This window comes from Citrobacter sp. RHBSTW-00859 (assembly GCF_013729795.1).
GTDB lineage: Bacteria > Pseudomonadota > Gammaproteobacteria > Enterobacterales > Enterobacteriaceae > Citrobacter > Citrobacter braakii.
Window position 1 is genome coordinate 4,063,603 of the sequence record NZ_CP056284.1, and the last position, 25,344, is coordinate 4,088,946.

Here is a 25,344-nt window from a genome sequence, read left to right on the forward strand (position 1 = left end):
ACGCTTAACTTTTAACTGTTTGATAATCAAACTTAAACTCCAGGATCTGCATCTATGAGGTATACGGTAGCCTTAACCGGTGGCATTGGCAGTGGTAAAAGTACCGTTGCAAATGCGTTCGCAGACCTCGGAATAAACGTCATTGATGCAGATATTATTGCGCGCCAGGTGGTTGAACCCGGTACCCCAGCCCTTAAGGCGATCGAAGAACATTTTGGTACCGAAGTTATAGCTACCGACGGATCGTTGCAGCGACGCATTTTACGCGAACGCATTTTTTCCAGTCCTGAGGAGAAAAGCTGGCTGAATGCCCTGCTCCATCCGCTTATTCAGCAGGAAACGCAGCGCCAGTTTCAGCAAGCAACCTCCCCTTATCTGTTGTGGGTTGTACCTTTGCTGGTGGAAAATTCGCTGTATAAAAAAGCCAACCGCGTACTCGTGGTGGATGTTACTCCCGAGACACAGCTCAGACGCACTATGCAGCGCGATGACGTCACGCGTGAGCATGTTGAACAAATTCTTGCTGCCCAGGCAACGCGCGAAGCGCGTCTGGCCGTGGCAGACGATGTTATTGATAATAATGGCGCACCGGAGGCCATCGCCTCGGATGTCGCCCGCCTGCACGCGCTCTATCTGCAATGCGCGTTGCAGTTTGTCTCACAGGAAAAACCGTAATGCACACCCAGGTCCTTTTTGAACACCCTCTCAATGAGAAGATGCGTACATGGCTGCGCATAGAGTTTTTAATCCAACAGCTCTCCGTTAATGTACCCATAGCGGACCATGCAGGCGCACTGCATTTTTTCCGCAACATCGGGGACTTACTGGATGTCTTTGAACGCGGCGAAGTCCGTACCGAACTCCTCAAAGAGCTGGAAAGACAACAGCGTAAACTCCAGGCCTGGGTTGAAGTTCCCGGCGTCGATCAAAACAGGATCGACGCATTGCGCCAGCAGTTAAAAAGCGCGGGCAGCATTCTTATTTCGGCTCCGCGTATTGGACAGACGCTGCGCGAAGATCGTCTGATTGGCCTTGTACGTCAGCGTTTAAGCATTCCTGGCGGATGCTGCAGCTTCGATCTGCCGACCCTGCATATTTGGTTACATCTACCGCAGTCGCATCGCGACGCGCAGGTTGAAACCTGGCTTGCAAGTCTGAATCCGCTCAATCAGGCACTGTCGCTGGTGCTGGATTTAATTCGCAACTCTGCGCCATTCCGTAAGCAAACCAGCTTGAATGGTTTTTATCAGGACAACGGCGAAGATGCCGATCTGCTTCGCTTGCAGCTGCCGCTTGATTCGCAGCTTTATCCGCAAATTTCTGGTCATAAGAGCCGCTTTGCTATTCGCTTTATGCCGCTGGATAGCGAGAATGGCCAGGTGCCTGAGCGTCTCGATTTTGATCTGGCGTGCTGTTAAGGAGTCAACATGTCTGAACAAACCATCGTCAACTGCCCAACCTGCGGCAAACCCGTAGTGTGGGGTGAAGTCAGCCCGTTTCGCCCATTCTGCAGCAAGCGCTGCCAGTTAATCGATCTGGGTGAGTGGGCCGCAGAAGAGAAACGTATCCCCAGCTCTGGTGATCTGTCGGAAAACGACGACTGGAGTGAAGAGCAGAAGTAATTCAGCTAAAACGTAGGGCGGGCAAGCTTAGCAACCCCGCCCTAATTTGCCGGATGGTGGGGTTGCCTAATCCGGCCTACGAACACCATTATCCAGCAATCAGCTTTTCAATTACCGGCGCATTCGCAGGCGGAAAATCTTCTGCATTCAGAGCATCTTGCGCAATCCACTGCGCCGGTTGCCCCTCTTTCCCCCACGGTTCGCCTTCCCAGCTTTCAACCAGCCAGAACCACAGAGTGATATGCCGGTCCGGAAACTGGTACTCCAGCTTTTCGAACAGTGAGCTTTGAGTCGGCGTAATGCCTACTTCTTCCTGTAACTCGCGAATCAGCGCCTGCTCCGGCGTTTCGCCCGCTTCAATTTTCCCGCCGGGGAACTCCAGCTTATTTGCCATGTGGGCATCAGCCGCACGCTGGGTTATAAAAATTTCATGGTGCTGGTTGCGAATAATCCCGACGGCGATCTGCAGTATTTTCATCTTTATCGTCCATAAAAAAGGCGCAGAATTCTGCGCCTTTTCAGTAAGTTATTTTCTTAACTCAGGCGGCCATGGCACTGTTTGTACTTTTTGCCGGAACCGCAAGGACACGGATCGTTACGGCCCACTTTACGATCGCCAGTTTGTGCTGCCAGCTCTTCTGCCGCGGCAGAATCATCACCTTTATGGCTCAACTGCTGCATCTGCGCTAAACGTTGAGCGTCTTCACGACGTTGCTGCTCCATCGCTTCTACTTCTTCAGGCATACGTACCTGAACTTTGCTCAGGGTACTGATCACTTCGTACTTCAGTGATTCCAGCATTGATGCAAACATAGAGAAGGATTCACGCTTGTATTCCTGCTTCGGATCTTTTTGCGCATAACCACGCAGGTGGATACCCTGACGCAGGTAGTCCATCGCCGCAAGGTGCTCTTTCCACAGAGAATCGAGAGTTTGCAGCATCACGCCTTTTTCGAAGTGACGCATCATCTCCGCGCCCACAACTTCTTCTTTACGCTGATAAACTTCGATGGCGTTTGCCAGAATACGTTCGCGCAGCGTTTCCTCATGCAGCTCAGGCTCTTTATCCAGCCACTCTGAAATAGGCATTTCCAGATCGAAGTCGTTTTTCAGACGTTCCTGCAGACCCGGGATATCCCACATTTCTTCCAGAGACTGCGGCGGAATATAGGCATCAATCGTCGCTTTGAAGACATCCTCACGGATGCTATTAATGGTTTCGCTAACGTCAGTTACGTCCAGCAGTTCGTTACGCTGGGTGTAGATTGCGCGACGCTGGTCATTGGCAACGTCATCATATTCCAGCAGTTGCTTACGAATATCGAAGTTGCGGCTTTCTACTTTACGCTGCGCGTTTGCAATCGCTTTAGTCACCCACGGGTGTTCAATCGCTTCACCAGGCTTCATGCCCAGTTTACGCATCATGCCGGACACGCGGTCAGAAGCAAAAATACGCATCAGCGCATCTTCCATCGACAGATAGAAACGAGAAGACCCCGCATCCCCCTGACGACCAGAACGACCACGCAGCTGGTTATCTATACGACGAGATTCGTGACGCTCGGTACCGATAATATGTAAACCACCTGCTGCTAATACCGCATCATGGCGAACCTGCCACTCGGCTTTGATCTGCGCGATTTGTTCTGGAGTCGGGTCTTCCAGCTCGGCAATTTCCGCCTGCCAGCTACCACCCAGCACGATATCGGTACCACGACCTGCCATGTTTGTCGCGATAGTCACTGCGGACGGATAACCCGCCTGGGCGACTATTGCGGCTTCGTTGGCGTGGAACTTGGCGTTCAGAACGTTGTGTTTGATACCCGCCTTGTTCAGCTCGTTAGAAACCACTTCCGATTTTTCAATAGAGATAGTACCAACCAGCACCGGCTGGCCATTTGCGGTACGCTCTTTAATATCTTCAATGATCGCCTGAATTTTTTCCGCTTCAGTCATGTACACCAGATCCGGTAAATCCTTACGGATCATCGGGCGGTTGGTCGGCACAACAACGGTATCCAGTTTGTAGATGGAGCTGAATTCAAAGGCTTCAGTATCTGCTGTACCGGTCATACCGGCCAGTTTTTCGTACAAACGGAAGTAGTTCTGGAAGGTAATAGATGCCAGCGTCTGGTTCTCGTTTTGGATATCTACGCCTTCTTTGGCTTCAACAGCCTGGTGCAGACCATCGGACCAGCGGCGGCCCTGCATGGTACGACCGGTGTGTTCGTCAACGATGATAACTTCACCGTCTTTCACGATATAGTCAACGTCGCGGGTAAACAGCACGTGCGCGCGCAGTGCAGCAGTCACGTGGTGCATCAGCATAATGTTGCCCGGAGAGTACAGCGACTCGCCCTCATCCATAATGCCTTCGTTAACCAACAGCTCTTCAATCAGTACCAGACCACGTTCGGTCAGGTTGACCTGGCGCGCTTTCTCATCAACAGAGAAGTGGCCTTCCCCCTGGAACGTGTCGGAATCGTCCTTCTCCTGACGAATCAGGTGCGGGATGATTTTGTTCACTTTTTTATACATTTCCGAGCTGTCTTCAGCCGGACCGGAAATGATCAGCGGCGTACGCGCTTCATCGATCAGGATGGAGTCGACTTCATCGACCAGCGCATAGTGCAGTTTACGCTGAACGCGCTCTTCCGGGCTAAACGCCATGTTGTCGCGCAGGTAGTCAAAGCCGTATTCGTTGTTGGTACCGTAAGTAATATCGGCATTGTAGGCTTCACGCTTGGCTGGCGCAGGCAGGCCAGACATGTTGATACCCACGGTCATGCCGAGGAATTCAAACAGCGGGCGGTTATTTTCGGCGTCACGCTGAGCCAGGTAGTCGTTCACGGTAACCACGTGTACACCCTTCCCGCTTAATGCGTTAAGGTAGGCTGGCAGCGTTGCGGTCAGGGTTTTACCTTCACCGGTACGCATTTCCGCGATGCAGCGATCGTTAAGCACCATACCACCCAGCAGCTGTACGTCGAAATGACGCATGCCGAACACACGCTTACTCGCTTCGCGGACCACCGCGAACGCTTCCGGGATCAGGCTTTCAACGCTGGCGCCTTTTTCCAGACGGGCGCGGAATTCAGCGGTCTTCGCTTTCAGTTCATCATCGGAGAGTTTTTCCATCTCCGGTTCCATTGCATTGATGACATTGACCACTTTACGCATACGACGCAGCGTACGCTCGTTACGGCTACCGAATACTTTTGTTAATAATTTGATTAGCATAATAAAATCTCAAACGCCCCGCGGTGCGGAGTCAAAAATTATAAGTTGGAAGGTTCTTTTTTAGCTGAGGCGTTGAGGGCCAGCGCGGATACCCTGCAGCTGGCTGATCCAGACCGGAACGCTAAATGCGGCCTGAGAGGTAAAATGGGCATATGTCACGCGACTCACGGTCGCGGGCGGTCTGCCTTCTTGCGTCAGCATCGCGCTGAGCGTATTCAGTAACGCAAGATGGTGCGCCTGGATTGGCAACGGCTCTTCGGCAACAGGCAGCGCCTGAGGAGCCATAGCAAAAGAAAGATGGCGAATGACCGTACGAATGGCATGCTGATGCCAGTAGTCAACGGTAAAATTCGGGCGGCGATTGGTCGCCTCCAGCAAAGCAAGCTGGCTAAAGTTAACTTTGGCAGATTGATCGTGATTGCTGGCGGTCGCCTTCGCGGGAGTATTAGGTTCAGCAGCATTACCGAGCGCAGGCAGGCCAAAACTAGCCGCGACCATCCCCAACAGGAGATGCGGCCAGAAGTACCGTCTGCCTAACTGTCGCCAACGCGTCAGTATTCCACTCACGTTATTGCCACCTGATATACCCTGCGTTTGGGGTTACAAATGCAAAACCATTTTTTTGCGCATAAATATTACCATTAAAGCGTACGCTCCACAGCAGTAATGACAGCAAGTCGCGGGTAAATATGCTTAAGAAAGCAGCGATCGAACGGTGTTTTAATCTGTTGGTGGGGAAAAAGTCGCTTCAGATAAGGTGGTTTTGCAATCGAAAGATAAAAAAACGACTGGCTCACCTGGCCGGAGAGAGTGCCAGATTTACCAGTCGAATTTATGCGACAGCGTATGTCGTTATGCCAGTACAGTCGAAGGTGCTTTGAACGCCAACGGCAGTTCTGCATCGTCCTGGAAGGTCACATATTCCCAAGCTTCCTGTTTTGCCAGGACTGCCTGCAATAGTTTGTTATTCAGTGCATGACCGGATTTATACGCGGTGAATGCACCAATAATGTTGTGACCACACATGAACAAGTCACCAATCGCGTCGAGCATTTTGTGACGAACGAATTCGTCTTCAAAACGCAGGCCGTCTTCGTTCAATACGCGATAATCGTCAACAACGATGGCACAATCGAAGCTGCCGCCCAGGCACAGGCCGCGGGACTGCAGATATTCGATATCACGCATGAAGCCGAAAGTACGCGCGCGGCTGATCTGGCGCATGAACGCATCCGCAGAGAAGTTCATCGCGTAGCGCTGCGTGCTGGAGTCGATCGCCGGATGGTTAAAGTCGATGGTGAAATCCAACGTAAAACCATTATACGGCTTAAACTCAGCCCACTTATCGCCATCTTCGACACGAACGGTCTCTTTGATGCGAACAAATTTTTTGGCGCTGCTCAGTTCTTCAATACCTGCATCAAGCAGCAGGTAAACGAACGGAGCGGCACTGCCATCCATAATCGGGATTTCCGGGGCGTTAACTTCAATAACGATGTTATCGATACCTAAGCCCGCCAGAGCAGCATTAAGGTGCTCTACGGTTGAAATCCGCACATCATGCTCATTGACCAAACACGTACAGAGCATGGTATCACGCACAGATTTGGCATCGGCCGGGAAATCTACCGGAGGATTCAAGTCGGTGCGACGATAGATGACCCCGGTGTTGGCCGGCGCAGGGCGTAATGTCAGGGTGACTTTTTTGCCGGTATGCAAACCGACGCCAGTCGCCTGAACGATACGTTTAAGAGTCCTTTGTTTGATCATCGTATAATCTCGCCAAATTACCTATCCAACCGAAGTGTACTATACATTCGGTGGGCCAGTTTAGCACAAAGAGCCACAATTCCCAAATTCCAGCTAATTCTTAATCAGCTTGCTTACGCAGGAATGCAGGGATATCCAGATAATCCGGCTCTTTCGTGGTTTGCGGCGTATTGTCGTTAACCACTTTCGCTACCGGTTTCTGCTCTTGCGTCAACGGCGCCATACCGTGCTGCTGGTAACGATCCATTACCGGCTGCTGTACCTGTTTGTTGGTCACCAGAGTGATTTCAGGACGCTTGTCCATACCAATTCCAGTCGCAACAACGGTCACGCGCAATTCGTCGTTCATATCCGGGTCCAGAGAGGTACCGATAACCACAGTTGCGTTATCCGATGCAAAGGCACGAATCGTGTTACCCACGGTTTCGAACTCATCCAGACGCAGGTCGAAGCCCGCAGTAATGTTAACCAGCACGCCGCGTGCGCCGGACAGATCGATATCTTCCAGCAGCGGAGAAGAGATAGCCATTTCAGCCGCTTCTTCTGCACGGTCTTCACCGCTCGCCACGCCAGAACCCATCATCGCGTAGCCCATTTCGGACATCACGGTGCGCACGTCTGCAAAGTCGACGTTCATCAGGCCTGGACGAGTAATCAGTTCAGCGATACCCTGGACTGCGCCTTTCAGCACGTCGTTCGCTGCGCCAAATGCATCCAGCAGGGAGATACCACGGCCCAGTACTTTCAGCAGCTTGTCGTTAGGGATAGTGATCAGAGAGTCCACGTGTTTGGACAGCTCGGTGATACCCTGCTCCGCGAATGCCATACGCTTCTTGCCTTCAAAGTTGAAAGGCTTAGTCACGACAGCAACGGTCAGAATACCTAAATCTTTTGCGACTTCAGCTACCACTGGCGCTGCACCGGTACCGGTACCGCCGCCCATGCCAGCTGCGATAAACACCATGTCTGCACCGTCAAGCGCTGCGCGCAGAGCTTCGCGATCTTCGTCTGCCGCATTACGACCGACTTCCGGGTTTGCACCCGCGCCCAGACCTTTGGTGATGCCGCTACCAATCTGAATGGTCTGTCCAACCGCCGTTTTACGCAACGCCTGAGCGTCGGTATTCACCGCGAAGAATTCAACACCTTCGATGCGCTCACGCACCATGTGTTCAACGGCATTACCGCCGCCGCCACCGACGCCGATGACTTTAATCACCGCGTCGTTGGTTAGTTCCATAGGTTCAAACATAGTTTCTCTCTCCGTTTTACACTTCATCCTTCAAGCCGCCTCTTTGTTGGCTGCCTTCACTCACTCCCGTGACATAGTAAACTATGCTCCAGGAGATTCGCTCAGTTGCCGCCGCGATGCAACTTGAATGACTTTGTGTAGTGCCTGTCGCCTGAGACCGTTAATTTGCGTCGGTCTCTTTAAAAATTAAAACTCTTTACGTAACCAGCTATTCAGTCGCTTGATCCACGATCCGACCGAGGCAGTTACGCGCTTTTCTACTTCAGCCTCACCACTTAAATGGGATTCTTTCCCGTAGTGCAGCAGCCCCACCGCCGTTGAATAATACGGCTCCTGGGCATAATCCGTCAGACCGGTAATATTCAGCGGTGCGCCAATACGTACTTGTGTATGGAACACGCGCTGTGCGCAGGCCGCAAGACCTTCAATTTGCGCAGCACCGCCGGTTAACACAATCCCCGCCGCCAGATGATGTTTCACACCCTGCTGGCGAAGCTGTTCTTGTAATTGCAAAATTTCTTCGTTGACCAGGTTGAGCAGCTCGGTATAACGCGGCTCAATGACCTCTGCCAGAGTCTGACGTTGCAGGCTACGCGGCGGACGACCACCAACGCTTGGCACTTCAACGCTCTCGTCTTTACCCACGATGGAACCCAGTGCGCAGCCATGACGCACTTTGATGGCTTCAGCATCGCTCGGCGGCGTACCAAAGGCATACGCGATATCGCTGGTCACGACATTCCCTGCATAAGGGATAACTTTAGTGTGGCGCAACGCCCCGCCAGTATAAACGGCGATGTCCATTGTACCACCACCAATATCCACCACGCAGACACCCAGTTCACGTTCATCTTCCGTCAATACGGAATAACTGGCTGCCAACCCGGCAAAAATCAGTTGGTCAACTTTCAGACCACAACGTTCAACGGCTTTGACAATATTCTTCGCCATGTCGTTGTGGCAGGTAATAAGATGGACTTTTGCCTGCATACGCACACCGGAAAGACCGACCGGATTTTTGATACCTTCCTGGTAGTCGATGGCGTATTCCTGCGGGATGACGTGCAGAACACGATGTTCATCGCGAACGCGTACGGATTTTGCCGTATGTACCACGTTTTCCACATCTTCCTGCGTCACTTCCTCTTCGGAAATGGGCACCATACCAATTTCATTCTGACAGCTAATATGTTTACCGGAAAGCGCCAGATACACTGAAGAGATCTGGCAATCTGCCATCAGTTCAGCCTGGTCAATGGCGCGCTGTACGCACTTCACCACTGACTCAAGGTCATTCACCCCGCCTTTATCCATACCTCGCGATGGGCAACTGCCCACGCCAATGATATTGACCATACCGTCGGGCAGAACTTCCCCTACTAAAGCGGCTACCTTCGCGGTGCCAATCTCCAGTCCAACTACCAGTTTTCTGTCCGTCGCCTTGATCATTGTTGTTCTGCCTGTGCCTGATTCTGTTGCTGATTAGATTCCTCAGGAGGCAAGGGAACCCAGCCTACTGCCGCTCCTGAGTCATAACGCAAATCAACGTAGCTAATCCGTTTGCCATCGGTTTGCGCCTGCTGCTGTAAAACCGGGTAGAGTTCCACAAAGCGAGCCAAACGTTTTATCGTATCGCCCCTGCCCAGATTCAGCTTAATATCGTTATTCAGCGTCAACTGCCAGGAACGACGAGCGGTCATTGCCGCTTCCTTCAGGGTGAATCTGTCCTTAGCCAGCACCTGCCCCATATCGCGGAACCCTTGCAGCACTTCACTTGCGCTGCCTTCCGGTCCGTACAACATAGGTAATACCTGCTTATTGGCCCGACCGGTTGGGACACTGAAGGTATTTCCTTCGGCATCCACCATATGTTGGTCATTCCAACGCGCTATTGGCACATATTCAACCAGATGAATCTTCAATTCATCAGGCCATTGCTTTCTGACGCTCGCCTGTTTGATCCAGGGGAGGCGTTCAATCTGACTCTGGATGATGTTCACATCCTGAGTCATAAATGTTCCCGGAGCGCCCAGCGCCAGGATGGACTGACGGATATCGTCATTGCGCGTGTAATGCCGTTCGCCGGTTAACACCAGTTTTGACAATGGCAGGCGCTGCGCATCTTCCATCCATCCCAACACTACCCAGCCGCTGACAAACACGGTGCACAGCACTGTCAGCAGGAACAGTATTCCTGCAAGACGCGTTCCATTATTGCGGCGTGAGGAGTTTACTTCTTCTTCATCACCGTTTCGCGTGTTCAGCGCAGCCTGCGACATATCAGTCCGCCAACTCCAGAATTCTTACCACCAACTGCGAGAAGCTCAGGCCCGCCTGACGCGCCGCCATCGGCACCAGGCTGTGGCTGGTCATACCCGGAGAGGTATTCGCTTCCAGCAGATAAAACTGGCCATCGCTGTCCAGCATGACGTCAATGCGACCCCAACCTTTACAGCCCAATGCGGTCCACGCTTTCAGGACTAATTCCTGTAAAAAGGCTTCTTGTTCGACTTCCAGACCAGCAGGGCAGAAATATTGTGTCTCATCAGAGAGATACTTCGCCTCATAATCATAGAAGGTTCCCGCGGGTTGGATACGTATTGACGGTAAAATTTCTTCGCCAAGTATCGCAACTGTAAATTCCGGGCCACTGAGCCATTTTTCAATCAGTACTTCTTCATCATGCTGAAAAGCCAATACTAATGCACCCTGCAAAGCATTTTCTTCTTCAACTTTTGACATCCCTACGCTGGAACCTTCACGGCTTGGCTTTACAATCAACGGCAAGCCTAACGCAGAAATTTTTGTAACTGCTTCATCGATAAGACCTTTTTCGAACTCAGCGCGGGTCAGCGCAACCCATGGGGCGACGGGTAAACCTGCGCCCTGCCACAGCAGCTTGCTGCGCAGTTTGTCCATTGAAATCGCGGAAGCCATGACGCCGCTGCCGGTATACGGCAGGCCAATCAGCTCCAGCATGCCCTGCAATGTGCCATCTTCACCGCCACGGCCGTGCAGCGCAATAAACACCTTCTGAAACCCCATAGATTTCAAAAGAGTGACATCGACCTCTTTGGGGTCAACCGGATGGGCATCTACACCACCTTCGCGTAATCCTGCCAGTACGGCCGCGCCTGAATTCAGCGATACTTCACGCTCAGCGGAGGTTCCCCCTAACAGGACCGCGATTTTATCAGCCATGTTGTTCTTCCTCCGGGTTTTGCGGCTTCAGTTTGATTTCAGCTAAGGAACGCGCGATTTTGCCGATATTTCCAGCGCCCTGCACCAAAATCAGATCGTTGCCGGTTAATACGGGTGCCAGCATTTCTGCCACCTGGGCCGGATCGGATACCAGAATCGGATCGATCTTACCGCGGCCACGAATCGTACGGCACAACGAGCGGCTGTCGGCACCCGGAATCGCGGCTTCGCCCGCGGCATACACATCCAGCATCAACAGCGCATCGACCTGGGTCAGCACGTTGGCAAAGTCGTCGTACAGATCGCGAGTACGCGTAAACCGGTGCGGCTGGAACAGCATCACCAGGTTTTTGTCCGGCCAACCCGCGCGCGCGGCTTTAATCGTAGCGTCCACTTCCGTTGGGTGGTGGCCATAATCATCAACCAGCATCGCGGTTCCGGCTTTACCGTTCACCGGCTCAAGCGGGAATTCGCCGAGGAAGTCAAAACGACGTCCGGTACCCTGGAAACTTTCCAGCGCGCGCAGAATAGCGTCGTCTTCAATACCTTCTTCCGTCGCGACCGCCACTGCCGCCGCCGCGTTCAGTGCATTGTGACGACCCGGCGCGTTTAACGTAACACGTAAATCGGCCATCCCCTGACGCACCAGCGTGAAGTGTCCTTGTGGACCAATCTGCTGGTAATCTTCAACGCGCACATCGGCATCATCACTGAAACCATAGGTTGTGGTTTGACGGCCAACTCGCGGTAACAGTTCGCGGATCACCGGATCGTCAACGCACATCACCGCACGGCCATAAAACGGCAAGTTATGCAGGAAATTAATAAACGTCTGCTTTAAATTTTCGAAGTCGCCATGGTAGGTATCCATATGATCGGCTTCGATATTGGTGACAATCGCCACCATCGGCTGCAAATGCAGGAACGACGCGTCGCTCTCGTCCGCTTCGGCAATCAAATAACGGCTATGACCCAGGCGCGCATGCACGCCAGCGGCCTTCACCAGACCGCCGTTGACAAAAGTGGGATCCAGACCCGCTTCCGCGTAGATGCTGGAGACCATTGCCGTGGTCGTGGTTTTACCGTGCGTCCCGGCAATAGCAATACCGTGACGAAAACGCATTAACTCCGCCAGCATTTCAGCACGACGAATCACCGGAATACGTGCCTCATGCGCTGCAACAATTTCCGGGTTATCCGCAGAAATAGCGCTGGATACCACCACCACGCTCGCATCGCGCACGTTTTCCGGGCGATGGTTGAAGAAAATCGTGGCACCCAGATTCGTCAACTGCTGCGTCACAGGATTCGGCGCTAAGTCAGAACCGCTGATCTGATAACCTTCATTGGCCAAAACTTCGGCAATACCGCCCATACCAGCACCACCGATGCCGACAAAGTGAATGTGCCGAACGCGACGCATTTCGGGCACGATGGAACGCAGTTTTGCCAGTTGTTGTGTATTCATTCTTTAGCCATTAACTTCTTAGTTCATGCGATGCAAAAGGCATCACCACAATTACGCCCGGGCAGCCCGGCTCACTTCATTTGCAACGCGCTCTGTGGCATCCGGTATGGATGCGGCGCGCGCACGTTCTGCCATGGTTAATAACGTTTCTCGCGACCACCCGGCAAGGGTGCTGGCGACGGCATCCACAGTAAACTGCGGCTGCTCCAGAATTTTGGCGGCGCCCGCTTTCTCCAGCGGCAGCGCATTCCAATACTGCTGTCTGTCTTTGTGCTGGAACGGCACAAACAGCGCAGGCAAACCTGCGGCGGCAATTTCGCTCACCGTCAGCGCGCCTGAGCGACAAACCACGACATCAGCCCACGCGTAGGCCACTGCCATATCATCAATAAACTCAGTGACCTTGTGCTGCGGTTGTCCCGCGTCGGCATACGCCTGTTCAACGGTCTGCTGCGCGCCTTTGCCGCTCTGATGCCAGATAGTCACCGCGCCGCCAAGCTTTGCGGCAACCTGCGGCATCGTCTGGTTCAGTACGCGTGCGCCCTGAGATCCCCCGACGACCAACACACGAACCGGACCTTCACGCCCGGCCAGGCGCACTTTTGGCAACGGCAGCGCCAGCACGTCAGTGCGCACCGGGTTGCCCACCACTTCCGCATTCGGGAAAGCGCCAGGAAAAGCCTGCATCACCGTAGTGGCAATCTTCGCCAGCCATTTGTTAGTTAATCCCGCAATGCCGTTCTGCTCATGCAGTACAACCGGAATACCTAATGACCAGGCCGCCAGACCGCCAGGGCCAGACACGTAGCCGCCCATACCCAGCACCACATCGGGTTTAAACTGCTTCATGATGGCGCGCGCCTGACGCCAGGCATTAAAAATACGCACAGGTGCAGCCAGCAGCGCATTGACGCCTTTACCACGCAAACCGGAGATACGAATAAAGTCAATTTCAATGCCGTGTTTCGGCACTAAGTCCGCTTCCATACGATCGGCGGTGCCCAGCCAACGAACCTGCCAGCCCTGGGCCATTAAATGGTGCGCGACTGCCAGCCCCGGGAACACATGCCCGCCGGTACCGCCCGCCATCACCATTAACCGCTTCGGTTGACCACTCATCGTGCACCTCGTGTAAACGCCTGGGCTTTTTCCAGACGCGTTTCATAATCAATACGTAACAAAAACATGATGGCCGTCGACATAATCAACAAACTTGAACCACCATAACTGATCAGCGGCAGCGTCAGACCTTTGGTTGGCAGCATACCCGCCGCCGCACCGACGTTTACCAGTGCCTGGAAGCTAAACCAGATCCCGATTGAGCAGGCTAAAAAGCCTGAAAAACGGTGGTCAATTTCCAACGCCTTACGGCCAATCGACATCGCGCGAAAAGCGACGAAGAATACCATTAAAAGTGCCAATACCACACCGATATAACCCAGCTCTTCCCCAATGATGGCGAAGATGAAGTCGGTGTGCGCTTCTGGTAAATACTCCAGTTTTTGGACTGAATTACCTAAGCCCTGCCCCCAAACCTCACCGCGACCAAAGGCCATCAGGGATTGCGTCAACTGGTAGCCACTGCCGAACGGATCTTCCCATGGGTTCCAGAAGGAGGTTACGCGGCGAATACGATACGGTTCGGCAAGGATCAGCAGCACGACCGCTGAAATCCCCATGCCAATGATGGCAATGAACTGCCACAGTTTCGCTCCGGCGAGAAACAGCATCGCCAGGGTAGTGACAAACAGCACTACCACCGTACCAAGGTCAGGCTGTGCCAGCAGTAAAATAGCCAGCACCAGGATCACGCCCATCGGTTTTAAGAAACCGCGCAGGTTGTTACGCACTTCATCAACTTTACGCACCAGGTAGTTGGCGAGGTAACAGAACAGCGACAGCTTGGTAAATTCCGCAGGCTGAATACGCAGCGGCCCCAGCGCAATCCAGCGCGACGCCCCGTTAACGGAGCTACCCACCACCAGCACAATCAGCAGCATGATGATCGAGGCTATCAGCATCGTCGTACTGTACTTTTGCCAGAACTCCATCGGCAGACGCAGCGTCACCATCGCCAGGCAGAAGGCGAGGAAGATGTACAGTGCGTCACGCTTAGCAAACAGGAAAGGATCGCCCGCCAGACGTTGTCCTACGGGCATCGATGCCGATGTCACCATCACAAAACCGATCGCTGCCAGACCAAAGGTCAACCACAGCAGCATGCGGTCATACATGATCAGGCTGTCCGCGTCTTTATCACGCGAAGCCATCACCCAGCCTTTAAGTGCCGCGAAGACCCACGCCAGGATACCCAGTCCCGGTAAGCGCGGCATTCTCAGACGAGGGAGAGATAAGCGCATCAACCCAACTCCTTCGCCAGGCGGGTAAAGACGTCACCGCGTTGCTCAAAGTTCTTGAACTGGTCGAGGCTGGCGCAGGCGGGCGACAGCAGCACCATATCGCCCGACTTCACGCGCGGTGCGAGCAGACGCATTGCCTGCTCCATGGTTTCAGTTTGTTCCGTAACGTCAGGTCGCAGAGCGGCAAGCTGCGCGCCATCGCGACCAAAGCAGTACAGACGAATGTTGTCGCCGGTCAGATATCGTTGCAGCGGCGTAAAGTCAGCGGATTTCCCGTCGCCACCCAGCAGCAGGTGCAACGTACCGTCAACGTGCAGGCCATTCAGCGCGGCTTCAGTGCTGCCGACGTTGGTGGCTTTAGAATCGTTAATCCAGCGCACGCCGTTGTGCTCAAGCACAGTCTGGAAACGGTGCGCCAGACCGGTAAACGTGGTCAGCGCTTTAAGGCTCGACGCCCGCGGCAGACCCGCAGCATCCGCCAGCGCCAGCGCAGCCAGGGCGTTGGTATAGTTATGCTGACCGGAAAGCGTCATCTCTTTCACGTTAAGAACTTTTTCACCCTTCACTCGCAGCCAGGTTTCGCCCTGCTGACGGTTCAGGTGATAGTCACCCATGTTGATGCCAAAGCTCACGCAACGCTCATCCGCCCCGCGAACCGGCATGGTCAGCGCATCATCAGCGTTGACCACACACACTTTCGCGTTTTCATAGACGCGCAGTTTGGCCGCACGGTACTGCTGCAAGCCAAACGGATATCTGTCCATATGGTCTTCGGTGACGTTCAAAATGGTAGCGGCTACGGCTTGTAAGCTGGAGGTCGTTTCCAGTTGGAAGCTCGACAATTCCAGAACATACAGCTCACGTTCGTCATCCAGCAGCATCAGCGCGGGCAGGCCAATATTACCGCCAACCCCCACGTTCACACCGGCCGCTTTCGCCATCTCACCTACCAGCGTAGTGACTGTGCTTTTCCCGTTGGAACCGGTGATCGCGACGATCGGTGCCTGTGCTTCGCGACAGAACAGCTCAATGTCGCCGACAATTTCAATTCCCGCATCGGCGGCGGCGCTCAACGAAGGATGCGCCAGGGCAATACCAGGGCTGGCGACAATAAGATCAGCGGCCAGCAGCCAGTCATCATTCAGACTGCCAACATGACGCTCAACCGCTTCCGGTAATTTGTCCAGGCCCGGCGGCGTCGCGCGGGTATCCATTACGCGCGGCGTCACGCCACGCGCCAGGAAGAAATCCACGCAGGACAGCCCGGTCAAACCCAGACCGATAATGACGACTTTTTTACCCTGGTAATCAGCCATGATTAACGTACCTTCAGCGTTGCCAGGCCAATCAGCACCAGCATCAGCGAAATAATCCAGAAGCGCACAATTACGCGCGGTTCCGGCCAGCCTTTCAGTTCATAGTGATGGTGGATCGGCGCCATACGGAAGATGCGCTGTCCGCGCAGCTTAAAGGAGCCAACCTGCAAAATGACCGACAGTGTTTCTACGACGAATACACCGCCCATGATCACCAGCAGGAACTCCTGACGCAGGAGCACGGCAATAATGCCCAGCGCGCCGCCCAGCGCCAGCGATCCGACGTCGCCCATAAAGACCTGCGCCGGATAGGTGTTAAACCACAAGAAGCCTAACCCCGCACCGACAATTGCCGTACAGACGATCACCAATTCGCCGGCATGACGTAAATAGGGAATATGCAGATAGTTGGCGAAGTTCATGTTACCAGTCGCCCACGCTACCAACGCAAAACCTGCGGCCACAAACACGGTCGGCATAATCGCCAGACCATCCAGACCATCGGTGAGGTTGACCGCGTTGCCAGTACCCACAATCACGAAGTACGCCAGCAGCACGTAGAACAGCCCCAACTGCGGCATCACGTCTTTAAAGAACGGCACCACCAGCTCAGTGGCCGGGGTATCTTTACCAGCCAAATACAGGGCAAAGGCCACGCCCAGCGCAATCACCGACATCCAGAAGTATTTCCAGCGCGCGATCAGGCCCTTGGTGTCTTTGCGTACCACTTTGCGGTAGTCATCAACAAAACCGATAATGCCGTAACCGACCAATACCACCAGCACGCACCATACGTACGGGTTCGACGGGTATGCCCACAGCAGTACGGAGATAACAATCGCGGTGAGGATCATAATCCCGCCCATAGTCGGCGTACCGCGTTTACTGAAGTGTGATTCCGGACCGTCGTTACGCACGACCTGTCCAAAGGACATTTTTTGCAAGCGGGCGATCATGCGCGGGCCCATCCACAAAGAGATGAACAGCGCGGTCAGCAGGCTGACGATGGCGCGAAACGTCAGATAGGAAAAGACGTTAAAGCCGGAATAATATTTGACCAAATGTTCGGCCAGCCAAACTAACATGTCCCATTCTCCTGTAATGCGCGTACTACCTCTTCCATGGCGGCACTACGTGAACCCTTCACTAAAATCGTCATAATCTGATGTTCTGCAATCAGCGCCTTAAGATGCGCGGTCAACGCGGTTTTATCCGCAAAATGCTCACCCACACCGCTGGCATGGCTAATTGCCTGACTCAGTTTCCCTGTACTCAGCACACGGTCGATACCTGCAGCCTTCGCAGCGTCACCCACCTGCACGTGGCATGCTTCGCTTTCCGCGCCAAGCTCTGCCATATCGCCAACGACCAGCACGCGGTAGCCCGGCATTTCGGACAGCACGTTTACCGCTGCGGTCATTGACCCGACATTTGCGTTATAGGAGTCATCCAGCAGTAGCTGATTTTCTGCCAGTTGAATCGGGAACAGACGCCCCGGTACCGCTTGCAGCTCCTTCAGACCCGCTTTAATCGCTTCGTGCGTCGCGCCTACCGCCATAGAGAGCGCAGCCGCCGCCAGGGCGTTAGCAATGTTGTGACGACCCGGCAGCGGCAGCAGAACATCAATGCTTCCGGTTGGCGTTTGCAGAGAAAACTCTGTGCCGTGTGAAGTCACATGAACATTGGCCGCCGAAAAGTCGCTGTTGGCCGCATTCGGGGAGAAGCGCCAGACTTTGCGATCGCCGATAATGCTCTGCCAGTTCAGCCAGTCGTTATTGTCGGCATTCATAATGGCGATTCCGTTCGCTGGCAGGCCGGTAAAAATCTCACCTTTTGCCTTCGCAACGCCCGCCAGTGAACCAAAGCCTTCCAGATGCGCGGCCGCCAGGTTATTCACCAGCGCCGCTTCCGGACGCGTCAGGCCAACGGTCCAGGCGATTTCGCCCTGATGATTAGCGCCAAGCTCAATCACGGCATAGTCGTAATCGTTGTTTAAGCGCAACAGCGTCATCGGTACGCCGATGTCGTTATTCAGGTTGCCCGCGGTATATAAGGTGTTGCCACACTGACTCAGAATGGATGCGGTCATCTCTTTGACGGACGTTTTACCGGAAGAGCCGGTCAGCGCGACAACGCGCGCCGGAACCTGAGCGCGTACCCATGCCGCCAGTTCACCAAACGCCAGACGTGTATCTTTAACAATCAGCTGCGGCAGGTTGGTGTCCAGCGGACGGCTGACCAGCAGCGCACCCGCCCCGCTCTCTTGCGCCTTGTCTGCGAAATCGTGGGCATCAAAGCGTTCGCCTTTCAGCGCGACAAACAGGCAGCCCGGCGTAACTTTACGCGTATCAGTTGTCACCGCATCAAGAGTCAGATCGGCTCCTTTCAGTTCGCCGCGGAGGATCTCCGCCAGTTGGCTGAGCGTTACGCTAATCATGCGATGACTCCCAGCAGACGCGCTGCCGTGACGCGGTCAGAATAGTCGAGGCGCTGCGAGCCAACGATCTGGTAGTCTTCGTGACCTTTCCCGGCCACCAGCACCACATCGTTTTCTTTCGCCTGCATAATGGCGTTTGTCACAGCCTCTGCGCGACCTTCCATCACTTTCGCCTGTCCGGCATCCAGCATACCCGCCAGAATGTCGTTAATAATGGCGCGCGGCTCTTCGGTACGTGGGTTGTCATCGGTCACCACGACAACATCAGCAAACTGCTCGGCAATCGCGCCCATCAACGGACGTTTGCCTTTGTCGCGATCGCCGCCGCAGCCAAAGACGCACCACAGTTTGCCAGTACAGTGCAGACGTGCCGCCTGCAGCGCTTTTTCCAGCGCATCTGGCGTATGGGCATAATCAACCACAACGGTGGTTTTACCCGGCGCGCTGAACACTTCCATGCGCCCACAAACCGGCTGTAATTGTGTCGCTGTTTTCAGTAAATCTGCTAACGGATATCCCAACGCCAGCAGCGTTGCCAGCGCCAACAGCAGATTGCTGACGTTAAACGCGCCCATCAGGCGACTTTCAATTTCGCCGTCACCCCATGAGGAGGTAAAACGAATCGTTGCCCCGCTGTCATGATAATTCACGTCAATCGCCTTTAACCAACGACCGTGACAGTTCGGGTTGATGTGATCTTCCATCGATACGGCAACCGCATCCGGAAGTTTGGCCAACCAGCGACGACCGACTTCATCATCCGCATTAACGATGGCCTGGCCGCAATGGTGCGTGGAATACAGCAGCCATTTCGCGGCTTCGTAATGTTCCATGTCGCCGTGGTAATCAAGATGGTCACGGCTTAAGTTAGTAAATACTGATGCGGCAAACTTCAGCGCCGCCACGCGATGCTGAACCAGACCGTGTGAAGACACTTCCATTGCGCCAACCGTTGCGCCTTGTGCAACCAGCCCCGCCAGCACATGCTGGACATCAACGGCTGAACCGGTGGTATTTTCCGTCGGGATCACTTTGCCCAGCAGGCCATTGCCGACTGTTCCCATCACCGCGCTGGTTTCGCCAAGCAGTTGGCTCCACTGTGCCAGCAATTGGGTGGTGGTGGTTTTACCGTTGGTCCCGGTCACGCCGACCAGTCGCATTTTTTCAGAAGGCTCGTGGTAAAAGCGGCCCGCCAGTGCAGATAAACGTTCGTTAAGCTGACTGAGATAGATAACTGGAACGCCGTGCATTTCACGGATTTCACCGTCAGTAGCTTCATCTTTTGCTTCTGCAATAATGGCAGCCACACCTTGCGCTATCGCCTGCGGGATATACCGACGCCCGTCCGCCTGATGACCCAATACTGCGACAAAGAGATCGCCCGATGCAGCCATACGGCTGTCGAGCGTCATCTCCCGCAGTGCTCGCTCCGGTGCACCCGGCACCCATGGAGCAAGAAGGTCGCGCAAATTACGATCTGCCACCTGTTGCCTCGCCTTGATTATTCACAAATTCATTTTTATCGCCCGTTGTCAGCGCATCCGGTTCGATGTTCATGGTGCGCAGTACGCCGCCCATGATGGCACCAAAGACCGGCGCGGAAACGGCGCCACCGTAGTATTTACCCGCCTGCGGATCGTTGATAACAACAACCAGCGCGAAGCGCGGCTGACTCGCAGGCGCAACGCCTGCGGTATAAGCAATGTATTTGTTGATGTAGCGGCCATCCGGCCCTACTTTCTTCGCCGTACCGGTTTTAATGGCGATACGATAGCCTTTAATCGCCGCCTTCACGCCGCCGCCGCCGGGCAGCGCCACGCTTTCCATCATGTGCACTACGGTACGCACGGTTGATTCCGGGAAGATACGCTCGCCCGGAACAGGAGGGTCAACTTTGGTGATCGACAGTGGCCGATAAACGCCATAGCTGCCGATCGTTGCATAGACTCGCGCTAACTGTAACGGCGTTACCATTAGCCCATAGCCGAAAGAGAAGGTGGCCCTCTCTATGTCAGACCACCGTTGTTTTTGAGGATATAAGCCACTGCGTTCTCCGACCAACCCCAAATTGGTCGCTTTTCCCAGCCCAAAACGTGAGTAAGTGTCTACTAACGCTGAGGACGGCATCGCTAACGCCAGCTTGGAAACACCGACGTTACTCGACTTCTGCAAAACCCCGGTGAGGGTCAATTCGCTATAACGCGCCACGTCTTTAATTTCGTGGCCATTAATTCGGTAAGGGATAGTGTTAAGTACGGTATTTTCGCGAACCACGCCACGCTGCAGCGCCGTCATCACCACCATCGGTTTGACGGTGGACCCCGGTTCAAACACGTCGGTAATCGTACGGTTACGCATCGCATCCTTCGGCGTACCGGTGAGATTGTTCGGGTTGTAGGACGGGCTGTTGGCCATCGCCAGCACTTCACCGGTGTTCACATCCACCAGTACCGCACTGCCTGACTCCGCCTTGTTAAACGCCACGGCGTTATTCAGTTCGCGGTAGACCAGCGCCTGTAAACGCTCATCGATACTTAGCGCAAGGTTATGCGCCGCCTGGCTGTCGGTAGAGGAAATATCCTCAATGACGCGGCCATAACGGTCTTTACGTACAATACGTTCGCCCGGTTGTCCGGTGAGCCATTTGTCGAAGCTTTTCTCAACGCCTTCAATCCCCTGGCTGTCGACGTTAGTAAAGCCGATAAGGTGAGCGGTCACTTCTCCGGAAGGATAGTAACGGCGGGATTCTTCGCGCAGGTGAATGCCTGGCAGCTTCAGTTTTTTGATGTAGTCAGCCATGTCAGGGTTTACCTGACGCGCCAGATAGATAAAGCGCCCTTTCGGGTTGGCGTTAATGCGGGAAGCCAGTTGATCGAGCGGGAGATTCAGCGCGGTCGACAGCGCTCTCCAGCGTTCACCAACGCTTACGCCGCCTGCGTCATGCACCTCTTTTGGGTCGGCCCAAATCGCCTTAACCGGAACGCTCACCGCCAGCGGACGACCTGAACGGTCGGTAATCATCCCGCGCGATGTGGACACTTCCTGTACGCGCAGAGAGCGCATATCGCCCTGACGCACCAGCATGTCCGGCGCGATGATTTGCAGCCAGGCAACGCGCCCCAGCAGAAAACCCAGTGCCAGCAAAATACAGCCGCACAGTAACGCAAAACGCCAACTGATAAAGTTGGCTTGTTCTTCCTGGCGTTTTGGCTTGTGCGTTTTTGCCGCTGCTTTCATGCGTCGCGTTTATCCTTATTTTTGTACTACGATATTTTCTTGTGAGGGATCAACATGCTGCATTTGCAGCTTTTCCGTTGCGATCCGTTCAACACGGCTATGGTCGCCGAGCGCGTTCTCCTCAAGGATCAAGTTGCGCCATTCGATATCCAACGCATCTCGCTCCAGAACCAGCTGCTCACGCTGCGCGGTCAGTAAGCGCGTATGGTGTGCTGTTGTCACGACGGTAACCGCCGTCAAAATAATGCAAATGAACAGGCAGAGTGGCAGCTTCCCATACCGCAAAAGATCGTCACCGATCACGCCAGGCAAGGCATGGCGCTCGTTGCTTCCTATCGATCCTTTAACTTTGCTGAGGGCTTCTGTCACTCTGCTGATCATGCGTTCGTCCTCTCTGCAATACGCAGAACTGAACTACGGGCACGAGGATTTTCAGCTACCTCTTCTTCACCCGGCATCATCTTGCCTAGTGCTCTTAACTCACGGCCGCCCAGCTTTTTGATCTGCGCTTCGGTCATCGGTATTCCAGCCGGAACCTGAGGACCACGGCTTTGTTCGCGCATAAAGCGTTTCACAATGCGATCTTCAAGCGAATGGAAACTGATTACCGAAAGGCGACCACCTGGTGCCAGCACGCTGAGCGAGCTTTTTAGCGCCTGCTCTATCTCCTCCAGTTCACTGTTCACCCAAATGCGCACCGCCTGGAAGGTACGGGTCGCGGGATGTTTGAATTTGTCTTTCACCGGCATTGCCGCCGCAATCACTTCCGCCAGCTCTTTAGTGCGGGTCATCGGTTCGATGCGGTTGCGCTCTACGATGGCGCGAGCAATACGTTTGCCGAAGCGCTCTTCGCCAAAGGTTTTAATCACCCAGGCAATATCTGCTTCATCGGCGGTTTGCAGCCATTCGGCCGCTGACTGACCGCGTGTAGGGTCCATACGCATATCTAACGGACCGTCACGCATAAATGAGAATCCGCGCTCAGCATCATCAAGCTGTGGAGAAGACACCCCAAGATCAAGAAGAATCCCGTCGATCTTACCGGTAAGTCCGCGCTCGGCGACATAATCAGCCAGCGCAGAAAAAGGACCATGGACGATGGAAAAACGGGGATCGGTAATCGTCTTTGCAACGGCAATCGCCTGCGGATCGCGATCGATGGCCAGTAAACGCCCCTCTTCGCCAAGTTGCGAGAGGATCAGACGTGAGTGACCACCGCGACCAAATGTCCCGTCAATGTAGATGCCGTCTGGACGAATATTCAGGCCGTTTACGGCTTCATCCAGCAACACCGTTGTATGTTTATAATTTTCCATCATTTTATAGAGACAAATCCTGCAATCGTTCCGACAGCGCGCCGGTAACAGACTGCTCAGCGTCGATATCTTCCTTGACCTGTTGATACCAGGTCGTTTCATCCCACAGCTCAAACTTATTGGACTGCCCAACCAGCATCACTTCTTTCGTTAGCCCTGCGTGTTGCCGCAGAATGGGCGCTATCAATAATCGGCCAGCGCTATCCATCTGACATTCGCTAGCATGACCCAACAACAGGCGCTGTACGCGACGCTCAACTGGATTCATGCTCGACAGACGCGATAACTTCTGCTCGATAATTTCCCATTCAGGCAGGGGGTACAGCAGCAGGCACGGGTGATGGATGTCAATGGTGCAAACCATTTGACCGGTAGCGCTCTCGAGCAGTTGATCCCGATAACGGGTAGGCACAGATAAGCGCCCTTTACTGTCGAGATTAACTAACGTTGCTCCCCGGAACATGCCAGCCTCACCCCCGATTACCACTTTATCCCACAAATTCCCACTTAAAGGAGTTTACGGAGCGGAGGAAAACCTTGTCAAGCAAGTCACGGCGCTTAGCGGAGCAAAAAACCCATTGTTTACGGCTAATATCAGCGTTGAACAAATTCCGTACAGCAAACGAAGCAAATTAACGTCATGAATATTTGTAAGAAAAAAATCCAACAACTCATGATTGTTTAAAACAACTGAATATCATCAAAAGAAAAATATAAAGTGTCAGTTTGCGACGCGAGCGGCATTTTAGGACAATATGCAGCGAGATAACAGTACCAGTTAATCAGTCTGTACGCCGCACAGGAGCGAGATAAGGGCGAGATTGTCGCAACACACCAGTAAAGTGTTTGTTAATTCGGCAAATCCCTACATGCTTGTAACAAAATAATACAACCGTAACGCATCGTTACGTCTCAATTACCCAAAAATGGATAGTTGCATTTTTAATTCGGCATAATAGAAGAATCAATTTCAGATAATTCTAAAGAATATTCTTAATTATAATGCGGTTATTTCCGAGAACGGGATAATTGATGATGTCAGAGGCTTATCCGCCGACATCATCAATTGAGGCAACTTAGTTACGGCTTAGAATACCGCGACGGTACAGATTACGCCGTATACGCGTTAAACCTGGTTTGGGTTTACGCGGCTCATCCAGGCTTGCCAACACAATCTCCAACACGCGTTCCGCGACATCTCGATGGCGCTGCGCCACCGCCAGAACCGGGCACTGCAGGAAGTCGAGCAGCTCGTGGTCGCCAAAAGTCGCAATCGCTAAATCAGACGGTAACTGCCCGTCGCGGCGCAGGGTCACATCCATCACCCCCTGCAACAGGGCAAACGACGTGGTAAACAACGCCTGAGGCATTGGATGCGTTTCCAGCCATTTATCAAATAACTGCGCGGCCGCCTCCCGCTCATAGCTGTTGGCATAGAGAAAATGCACTTCACGCGGATCGTCCTTCCACGCGGTACGGAAACCCTGTTCGCGCAGGAAACTGACGGACAATTCAGGAAGCGCCCCCAGATAGAGCACGGTTTCAGCAGGGAATTTACGTAACTCCTCCGCCAGCATCTGCGCATCATCCTGGTCTGCGCCCACCACGCTGGTGAAATGTTCACGATCCAGCGCGCGATCCAGCGCCACAATCGGGAATGAACTGTTCGCCCAGCGCTGATAAAACGGATGTTCAGGCGGCAAGGAAGTCGAAACGATAATGGCATCAACCTGACGTTGTAAAAGATGCTCAATACAGCGCATTTCGTTATCCGGCTGATCTTCAGAGCAGGCAATCAGTAGTTGATACCCGCGCTGACGCGCCTGGCGCTCCAGATAGTTTGCGATCCGGGTATAGCTCGTGTTCTCGAGATCCGGGATCACCAACCCGATAGAACGTGTGCGTCCAGCACGCAGCCCGGCCGCCACGGCATTCGGGTGGTAATTATGCTCACGCACCACCGCCATGACTTTTTCAACCGTTTTGTCGCTTACGCGGTATTGCTTTGCTTTGCCGTTAATAACGTAGCTTGCAGTCGTTCGCGAAACGCCGGCCAACCGAGCGATTTCATCCAGTTTCACAATTGCCCCTTGCGTAAAATGTACAAACCATAACCTTTGAGATG

At 53.7% G+C, this 25,344-nt stretch carries 23 protein-coding genes; 3 read left to right on the forward strand and 20 right to left on the reverse strand.

Translation table 11 applies throughout. The features are described from left to right. Positions 1 to 54 precede the first annotated feature (54 nt). Genes coaE through yacG form a run of 3 tightly spaced genes read left to right on the forward strand, consistent with a single transcriptional unit; the run spans position 55 to position 1,622 of the window. Complete coding sequence (coaE, locus tag HV302_RS20430; RefSeq protein WP_046275369.1) at positions 55 to 675, forward strand: dephospho-CoA kinase; 621 nt, start codon at positions 55 to 57, stop codon at positions 673 to 675. Further along, positions 675 to 1,418, forward strand: coding sequence for a cell division protein ZapD (gene zapD / locus HV302_RS20435; RefSeq protein ID WP_016151705.1), 744 nt, complete (start codon positions 675 to 677; stop codon positions 1,416 to 1,418). The genes coaE and zapD overlap by 1 nt, the downstream gene beginning before the upstream one ends. A 9-nt stretch (positions 1,419 to 1,427) precedes the next feature. Further along, positions 1,428 to 1,622, forward strand: a complete 195-nt coding sequence (yacG, locus tag HV302_RS20440) for a DNA gyrase inhibitor YacG (protein WP_016151704.1) — start codon at positions 1,428 to 1,430, stop codon at positions 1,620 to 1,622. 88 nt (positions 1,623 to 1,710) lie between these two features. Here the strand turns inward: yacG and mutT are convergent, their stop codons facing one another. The 20 genes from mutT to cra form a co-directional block, all read right to left on the reverse strand. Then, a complete protein-coding gene (gene mutT, locus HV302_RS20445; RefSeq protein WP_046275370.1) occupies positions 1,711 to 2,100 on the reverse strand; it encodes an 8-oxo-dGTP diphosphatase MutT in 390 nt (129 codons plus the stop codon). 56 nt (positions 2,101 to 2,156) lie between these two features. Beyond that, a complete protein-coding gene (gene secA, locus HV302_RS20450; protein WP_181626513.1) occupies positions 2,157 to 4,862 on the reverse strand; it encodes a preprotein translocase subunit SecA in 2,706 nt (901 codons plus the stop codon). Between the two features lie 60 nt (positions 4,863 to 4,922). Next, a complete protein-coding gene (gene secM / locus HV302_RS20455; protein WP_029139762.1) occupies positions 4,923 to 5,429 on the reverse strand; it encodes a secA translation cis-regulator SecM in 507 nt (168 codons plus the stop codon). Positions 5,430 to 5,714: 285 nt separating this feature from the next. After that, a complete protein-coding gene (lpxC, locus tag HV302_RS20460) occupies positions 5,715 to 6,632 on the reverse strand; it encodes a UDP-3-O-acyl-N-acetylglucosamine deacetylase (RefSeq protein ID WP_006686706.1) in 918 nt (305 codons plus the stop codon). 100 nt (positions 6,633 to 6,732) lie between these two features. After that, positions 6,733 to 7,884, reverse strand: a complete 1,152-nt coding sequence (gene ftsZ / locus HV302_RS20465) for a cell division protein FtsZ (RefSeq protein WP_003018753.1) — start codon at positions 7,882 to 7,884, stop codon at positions 6,733 to 6,735. Positions 7,885 to 8,070: 186 nt separating this feature from the next. After that, positions 8,071 to 9,333 carry a cell division protein FtsA gene (gene ftsA / locus HV302_RS20470; protein WP_003018755.1) on the reverse strand — a complete coding sequence of 421 codons (1,263 nt, stop codon included), beginning with the start codon at positions 9,331 to 9,333 and terminating at the stop codon, positions 8,071 to 8,073. After that, positions 9,330 to 10,163, reverse strand: a complete 834-nt coding sequence (gene ftsQ, locus HV302_RS20475) for a cell division protein FtsQ (protein WP_003018758.1) — start codon at positions 10,161 to 10,163, stop codon at positions 9,330 to 9,332. Before ftsQ ends, ftsA begins: the two co-directional genes overlap by 4 nt. Before the next feature lies 1 nt (position 10,164). Continuing rightward, a complete protein-coding gene (locus tag HV302_RS20480; protein WP_181626514.1) occupies positions 10,165 to 11,085 on the reverse strand; it encodes a D-alanine--D-alanine ligase in 921 nt (306 codons plus the stop codon). Next, positions 11,078 to 12,553: a UDP-N-acetylmuramate--L-alanine ligase gene (murC, locus tag HV302_RS20485; RefSeq protein WP_016151698.1), complete on the reverse strand. Its 1,476-nt coding sequence runs from the start codon at positions 12,551 to 12,553 to the stop codon at positions 11,078 to 11,080. Before murC ends, HV302_RS20480 begins: the two co-directional genes overlap by 8 nt. Before the next feature lie 51 nt (positions 12,554 to 12,604). Beyond that, the gene (gene murG / locus HV302_RS20490) at positions 12,605 to 13,672 is read right to left on the reverse strand and encodes an undecaprenyldiphospho-muramoylpentapeptide beta-N-acetylglucosaminyltransferase (protein WP_181626515.1); all 1,068 of its coding nucleotides are present in this window, start codon (positions 13,670 to 13,672) and stop codon (positions 12,605 to 12,607) included. Then, complete coding sequence (ftsW, locus tag HV302_RS20495) at positions 13,669 to 14,913, reverse strand: cell division protein FtsW (protein ID WP_016151696.1); 1,245 nt, start codon at positions 14,911 to 14,913, stop codon at positions 13,669 to 13,671. Before ftsW ends, murG begins: the two co-directional genes overlap by 4 nt. Further along, on the reverse strand, positions 14,913 to 16,229 hold the full coding sequence (murD, locus tag HV302_RS20500; RefSeq protein WP_016151695.1) for a UDP-N-acetylmuramoyl-L-alanine--D-glutamate ligase: 1,317 nt from the start codon (positions 16,227 to 16,229) through the stop codon (positions 14,913 to 14,915). The genes ftsW and murD overlap by 1 nt, the downstream gene beginning before the upstream one ends. A gap of 2 nt (positions 16,230 to 16,231) precedes the next feature. Beyond that, complete coding sequence (mraY, locus tag HV302_RS20505) at positions 16,232 to 17,314, reverse strand: phospho-N-acetylmuramoyl-pentapeptide-transferase (protein ID WP_016151694.1); 1,083 nt, start codon at positions 17,312 to 17,314, stop codon at positions 16,232 to 16,234. Further along, complete coding sequence (murF, locus tag HV302_RS20510) at positions 17,308 to 18,666, reverse strand: UDP-N-acetylmuramoyl-tripeptide--D-alanyl-D-alanine ligase (protein ID WP_019078371.1); 1,359 nt, start codon at positions 18,664 to 18,666, stop codon at positions 17,308 to 17,310. The genes mraY and murF overlap by 7 nt, the downstream gene beginning before the upstream one ends. After that, complete coding sequence (gene murE, locus HV302_RS20515) at positions 18,663 to 20,150, reverse strand: UDP-N-acetylmuramoyl-L-alanyl-D-glutamate--2,6-diaminopimelate ligase (RefSeq protein ID WP_016151692.1); 1,488 nt, start codon at positions 20,148 to 20,150, stop codon at positions 18,663 to 18,665. The genes murF and murE overlap by 4 nt, the downstream gene beginning before the upstream one ends. Beyond that, positions 20,137 to 21,903: a peptidoglycan glycosyltransferase FtsI gene (ftsI, locus tag HV302_RS20520; protein ID WP_016151691.1), complete on the reverse strand. Its 1,767-nt coding sequence runs from the start codon at positions 21,901 to 21,903 to the stop codon at positions 20,137 to 20,139. The genes murE and ftsI overlap by 14 nt, the downstream gene beginning before the upstream one ends. 15 nt (positions 21,904 to 21,918) lie before the next feature. Continuing rightward, positions 21,919 to 22,284, reverse strand: coding sequence for a cell division protein FtsL (gene ftsL / locus HV302_RS20525; RefSeq protein WP_006686695.1), 366 nt, complete (start codon positions 22,282 to 22,284; stop codon positions 21,919 to 21,921). Next, entirely contained in the window at positions 22,281 to 23,222 is a 942-nt protein-coding gene (gene rsmH, locus HV302_RS20530; RefSeq protein ID WP_016151690.1) for a 16S rRNA (cytosine(1402)-N(4))-methyltransferase RsmH, read from the reverse strand. The genes ftsL and rsmH overlap by 4 nt, the downstream gene beginning before the upstream one ends. Position 23,223: 1 nt before the next feature. Continuing rightward, positions 23,224 to 23,682: a division/cell wall cluster transcriptional repressor MraZ gene (gene mraZ, locus HV302_RS20535; RefSeq protein WP_181626516.1), complete on the reverse strand. Its 459-nt coding sequence runs from the start codon at positions 23,680 to 23,682 to the stop codon at positions 23,224 to 23,226. 613 nt (positions 23,683 to 24,295) lie between these two features. Then, positions 24,296 to 25,300, reverse strand: a complete 1,005-nt coding sequence (gene cra / locus HV302_RS20540) for a catabolite repressor/activator (RefSeq protein WP_016151689.1) — start codon at positions 25,298 to 25,300, stop codon at positions 24,296 to 24,298. Positions 25,301 to 25,344 lie beyond the last annotated feature (44 nt).

Excerpts from the sequence above, each read along its gene's own strand:
- murC (WP_016151698.1), bottom strand. The coding sequence starts at position 12,553 with ATGAATACACAACAACTGGCAAAACTGCGTTCCATCGTGCCCGAAATG.
- coaE (WP_046275369.1), top strand. The coding sequence starts at position 55 with ATGAGGTATACGGTAGCCTTAACCGGTGGCATTGGCAGTGGTAAAAGT.
- rsmH (WP_016151690.1), bottom strand. The coding sequence starts at position 23,222 with ATGATGGAAAATTATAAACATACAACGGTGTTGCTGGATGAAGCCGTA.
- mraY (WP_016151694.1), bottom strand. The coding sequence starts at position 17,314 with ATGTTAGTTTGGCTGGCCGAACATTTGGTCAAATATTATTCCGGCTTT.
- yacG (WP_016151704.1), top strand. The coding sequence starts at position 1,428 with ATGTCTGAACAAACCATCGTCAACTGCCCAACCTGCGGCAAACCCGTA.
- HV302_RS20480 (WP_181626514.1), bottom strand. The coding sequence starts at position 11,085 with ATGGCTGATAAAATCGCGGTCCTGTTAGGGGGAACCTCCGCTGAGCGT.
- murD (WP_016151695.1), bottom strand. The coding sequence starts at position 16,229 with ATGGCTGATTACCAGGGTAAAAAAGTCGTCATTATCGGTCTGGGTTTG.
- ftsW (WP_016151696.1), bottom strand. The coding sequence starts at position 14,913 with ATGCGCTTATCTCTCCCTCGTCTGAGAATGCCGCGCTTACCGGGACTG.
- ftsL (WP_006686695.1), bottom strand. The coding sequence starts at position 22,284 with ATGATCAGCAGAGTGACAGAAGCCCTCAGCAAAGTTAAAGGATCGATA.
- murF (WP_019078371.1), bottom strand. The coding sequence starts at position 18,666 with ATGATTAGCGTAACGCTCAGCCAACTGGCGGAGATCCTCCGCGGCGAA.
- mraZ (WP_181626516.1), bottom strand. The coding sequence starts at position 23,682 with ATGTTCCGGGGAGCAACGTTAGTTAATCTCGACAGTAAAGGGCGCTTA.
- mutT (WP_046275370.1), bottom strand. The coding sequence starts at position 2,100 with ATGAAAATACTGCAGATCGCCGTCGGGATTATTCGCAACCAGCACCAT.
- secA (WP_181626513.1), bottom strand. The coding sequence starts at position 4,862 with ATGCTAATCAAATTATTAACAAAAGTATTCGGTAGCCGTAACGAGCGT.
- lpxC (WP_006686706.1), bottom strand. The coding sequence starts at position 6,632 with ATGATCAAACAAAGGACTCTTAAACGTATCGTTCAGGCGACTGGCGTC.
- murG (WP_181626515.1), bottom strand. The coding sequence starts at position 13,672 with ATGAGTGGTCAACCGAAGCGGTTAATGGTGATGGCGGGCGGTACCGGC.
- ftsA (WP_003018755.1), bottom strand. The coding sequence starts at position 9,333 with ATGATCAAGGCGACGGACAGAAAACTGGTAGTTGGACTGGAGATTGGC.
- ftsI (WP_016151691.1), bottom strand. The coding sequence starts at position 21,903 with ATGAAAGCAGCGGCAAAAACGCACAAGCCAAAACGCCAGGAAGAACAA.
- zapD (WP_016151705.1), top strand. The coding sequence starts at position 675 with ATGCACACCCAGGTCCTTTTTGAACACCCTCTCAATGAGAAGATGCGT.
- ftsZ (WP_003018753.1), bottom strand. The coding sequence starts at position 7,884 with ATGTTTGAACCTATGGAACTAACCAACGACGCGGTGATTAAAGTCATC.
- ftsQ (WP_003018758.1), bottom strand. The coding sequence starts at position 10,163 with ATGTCGCAGGCTGCGCTGAACACGCGAAACGGTGATGAAGAAGAAGTA.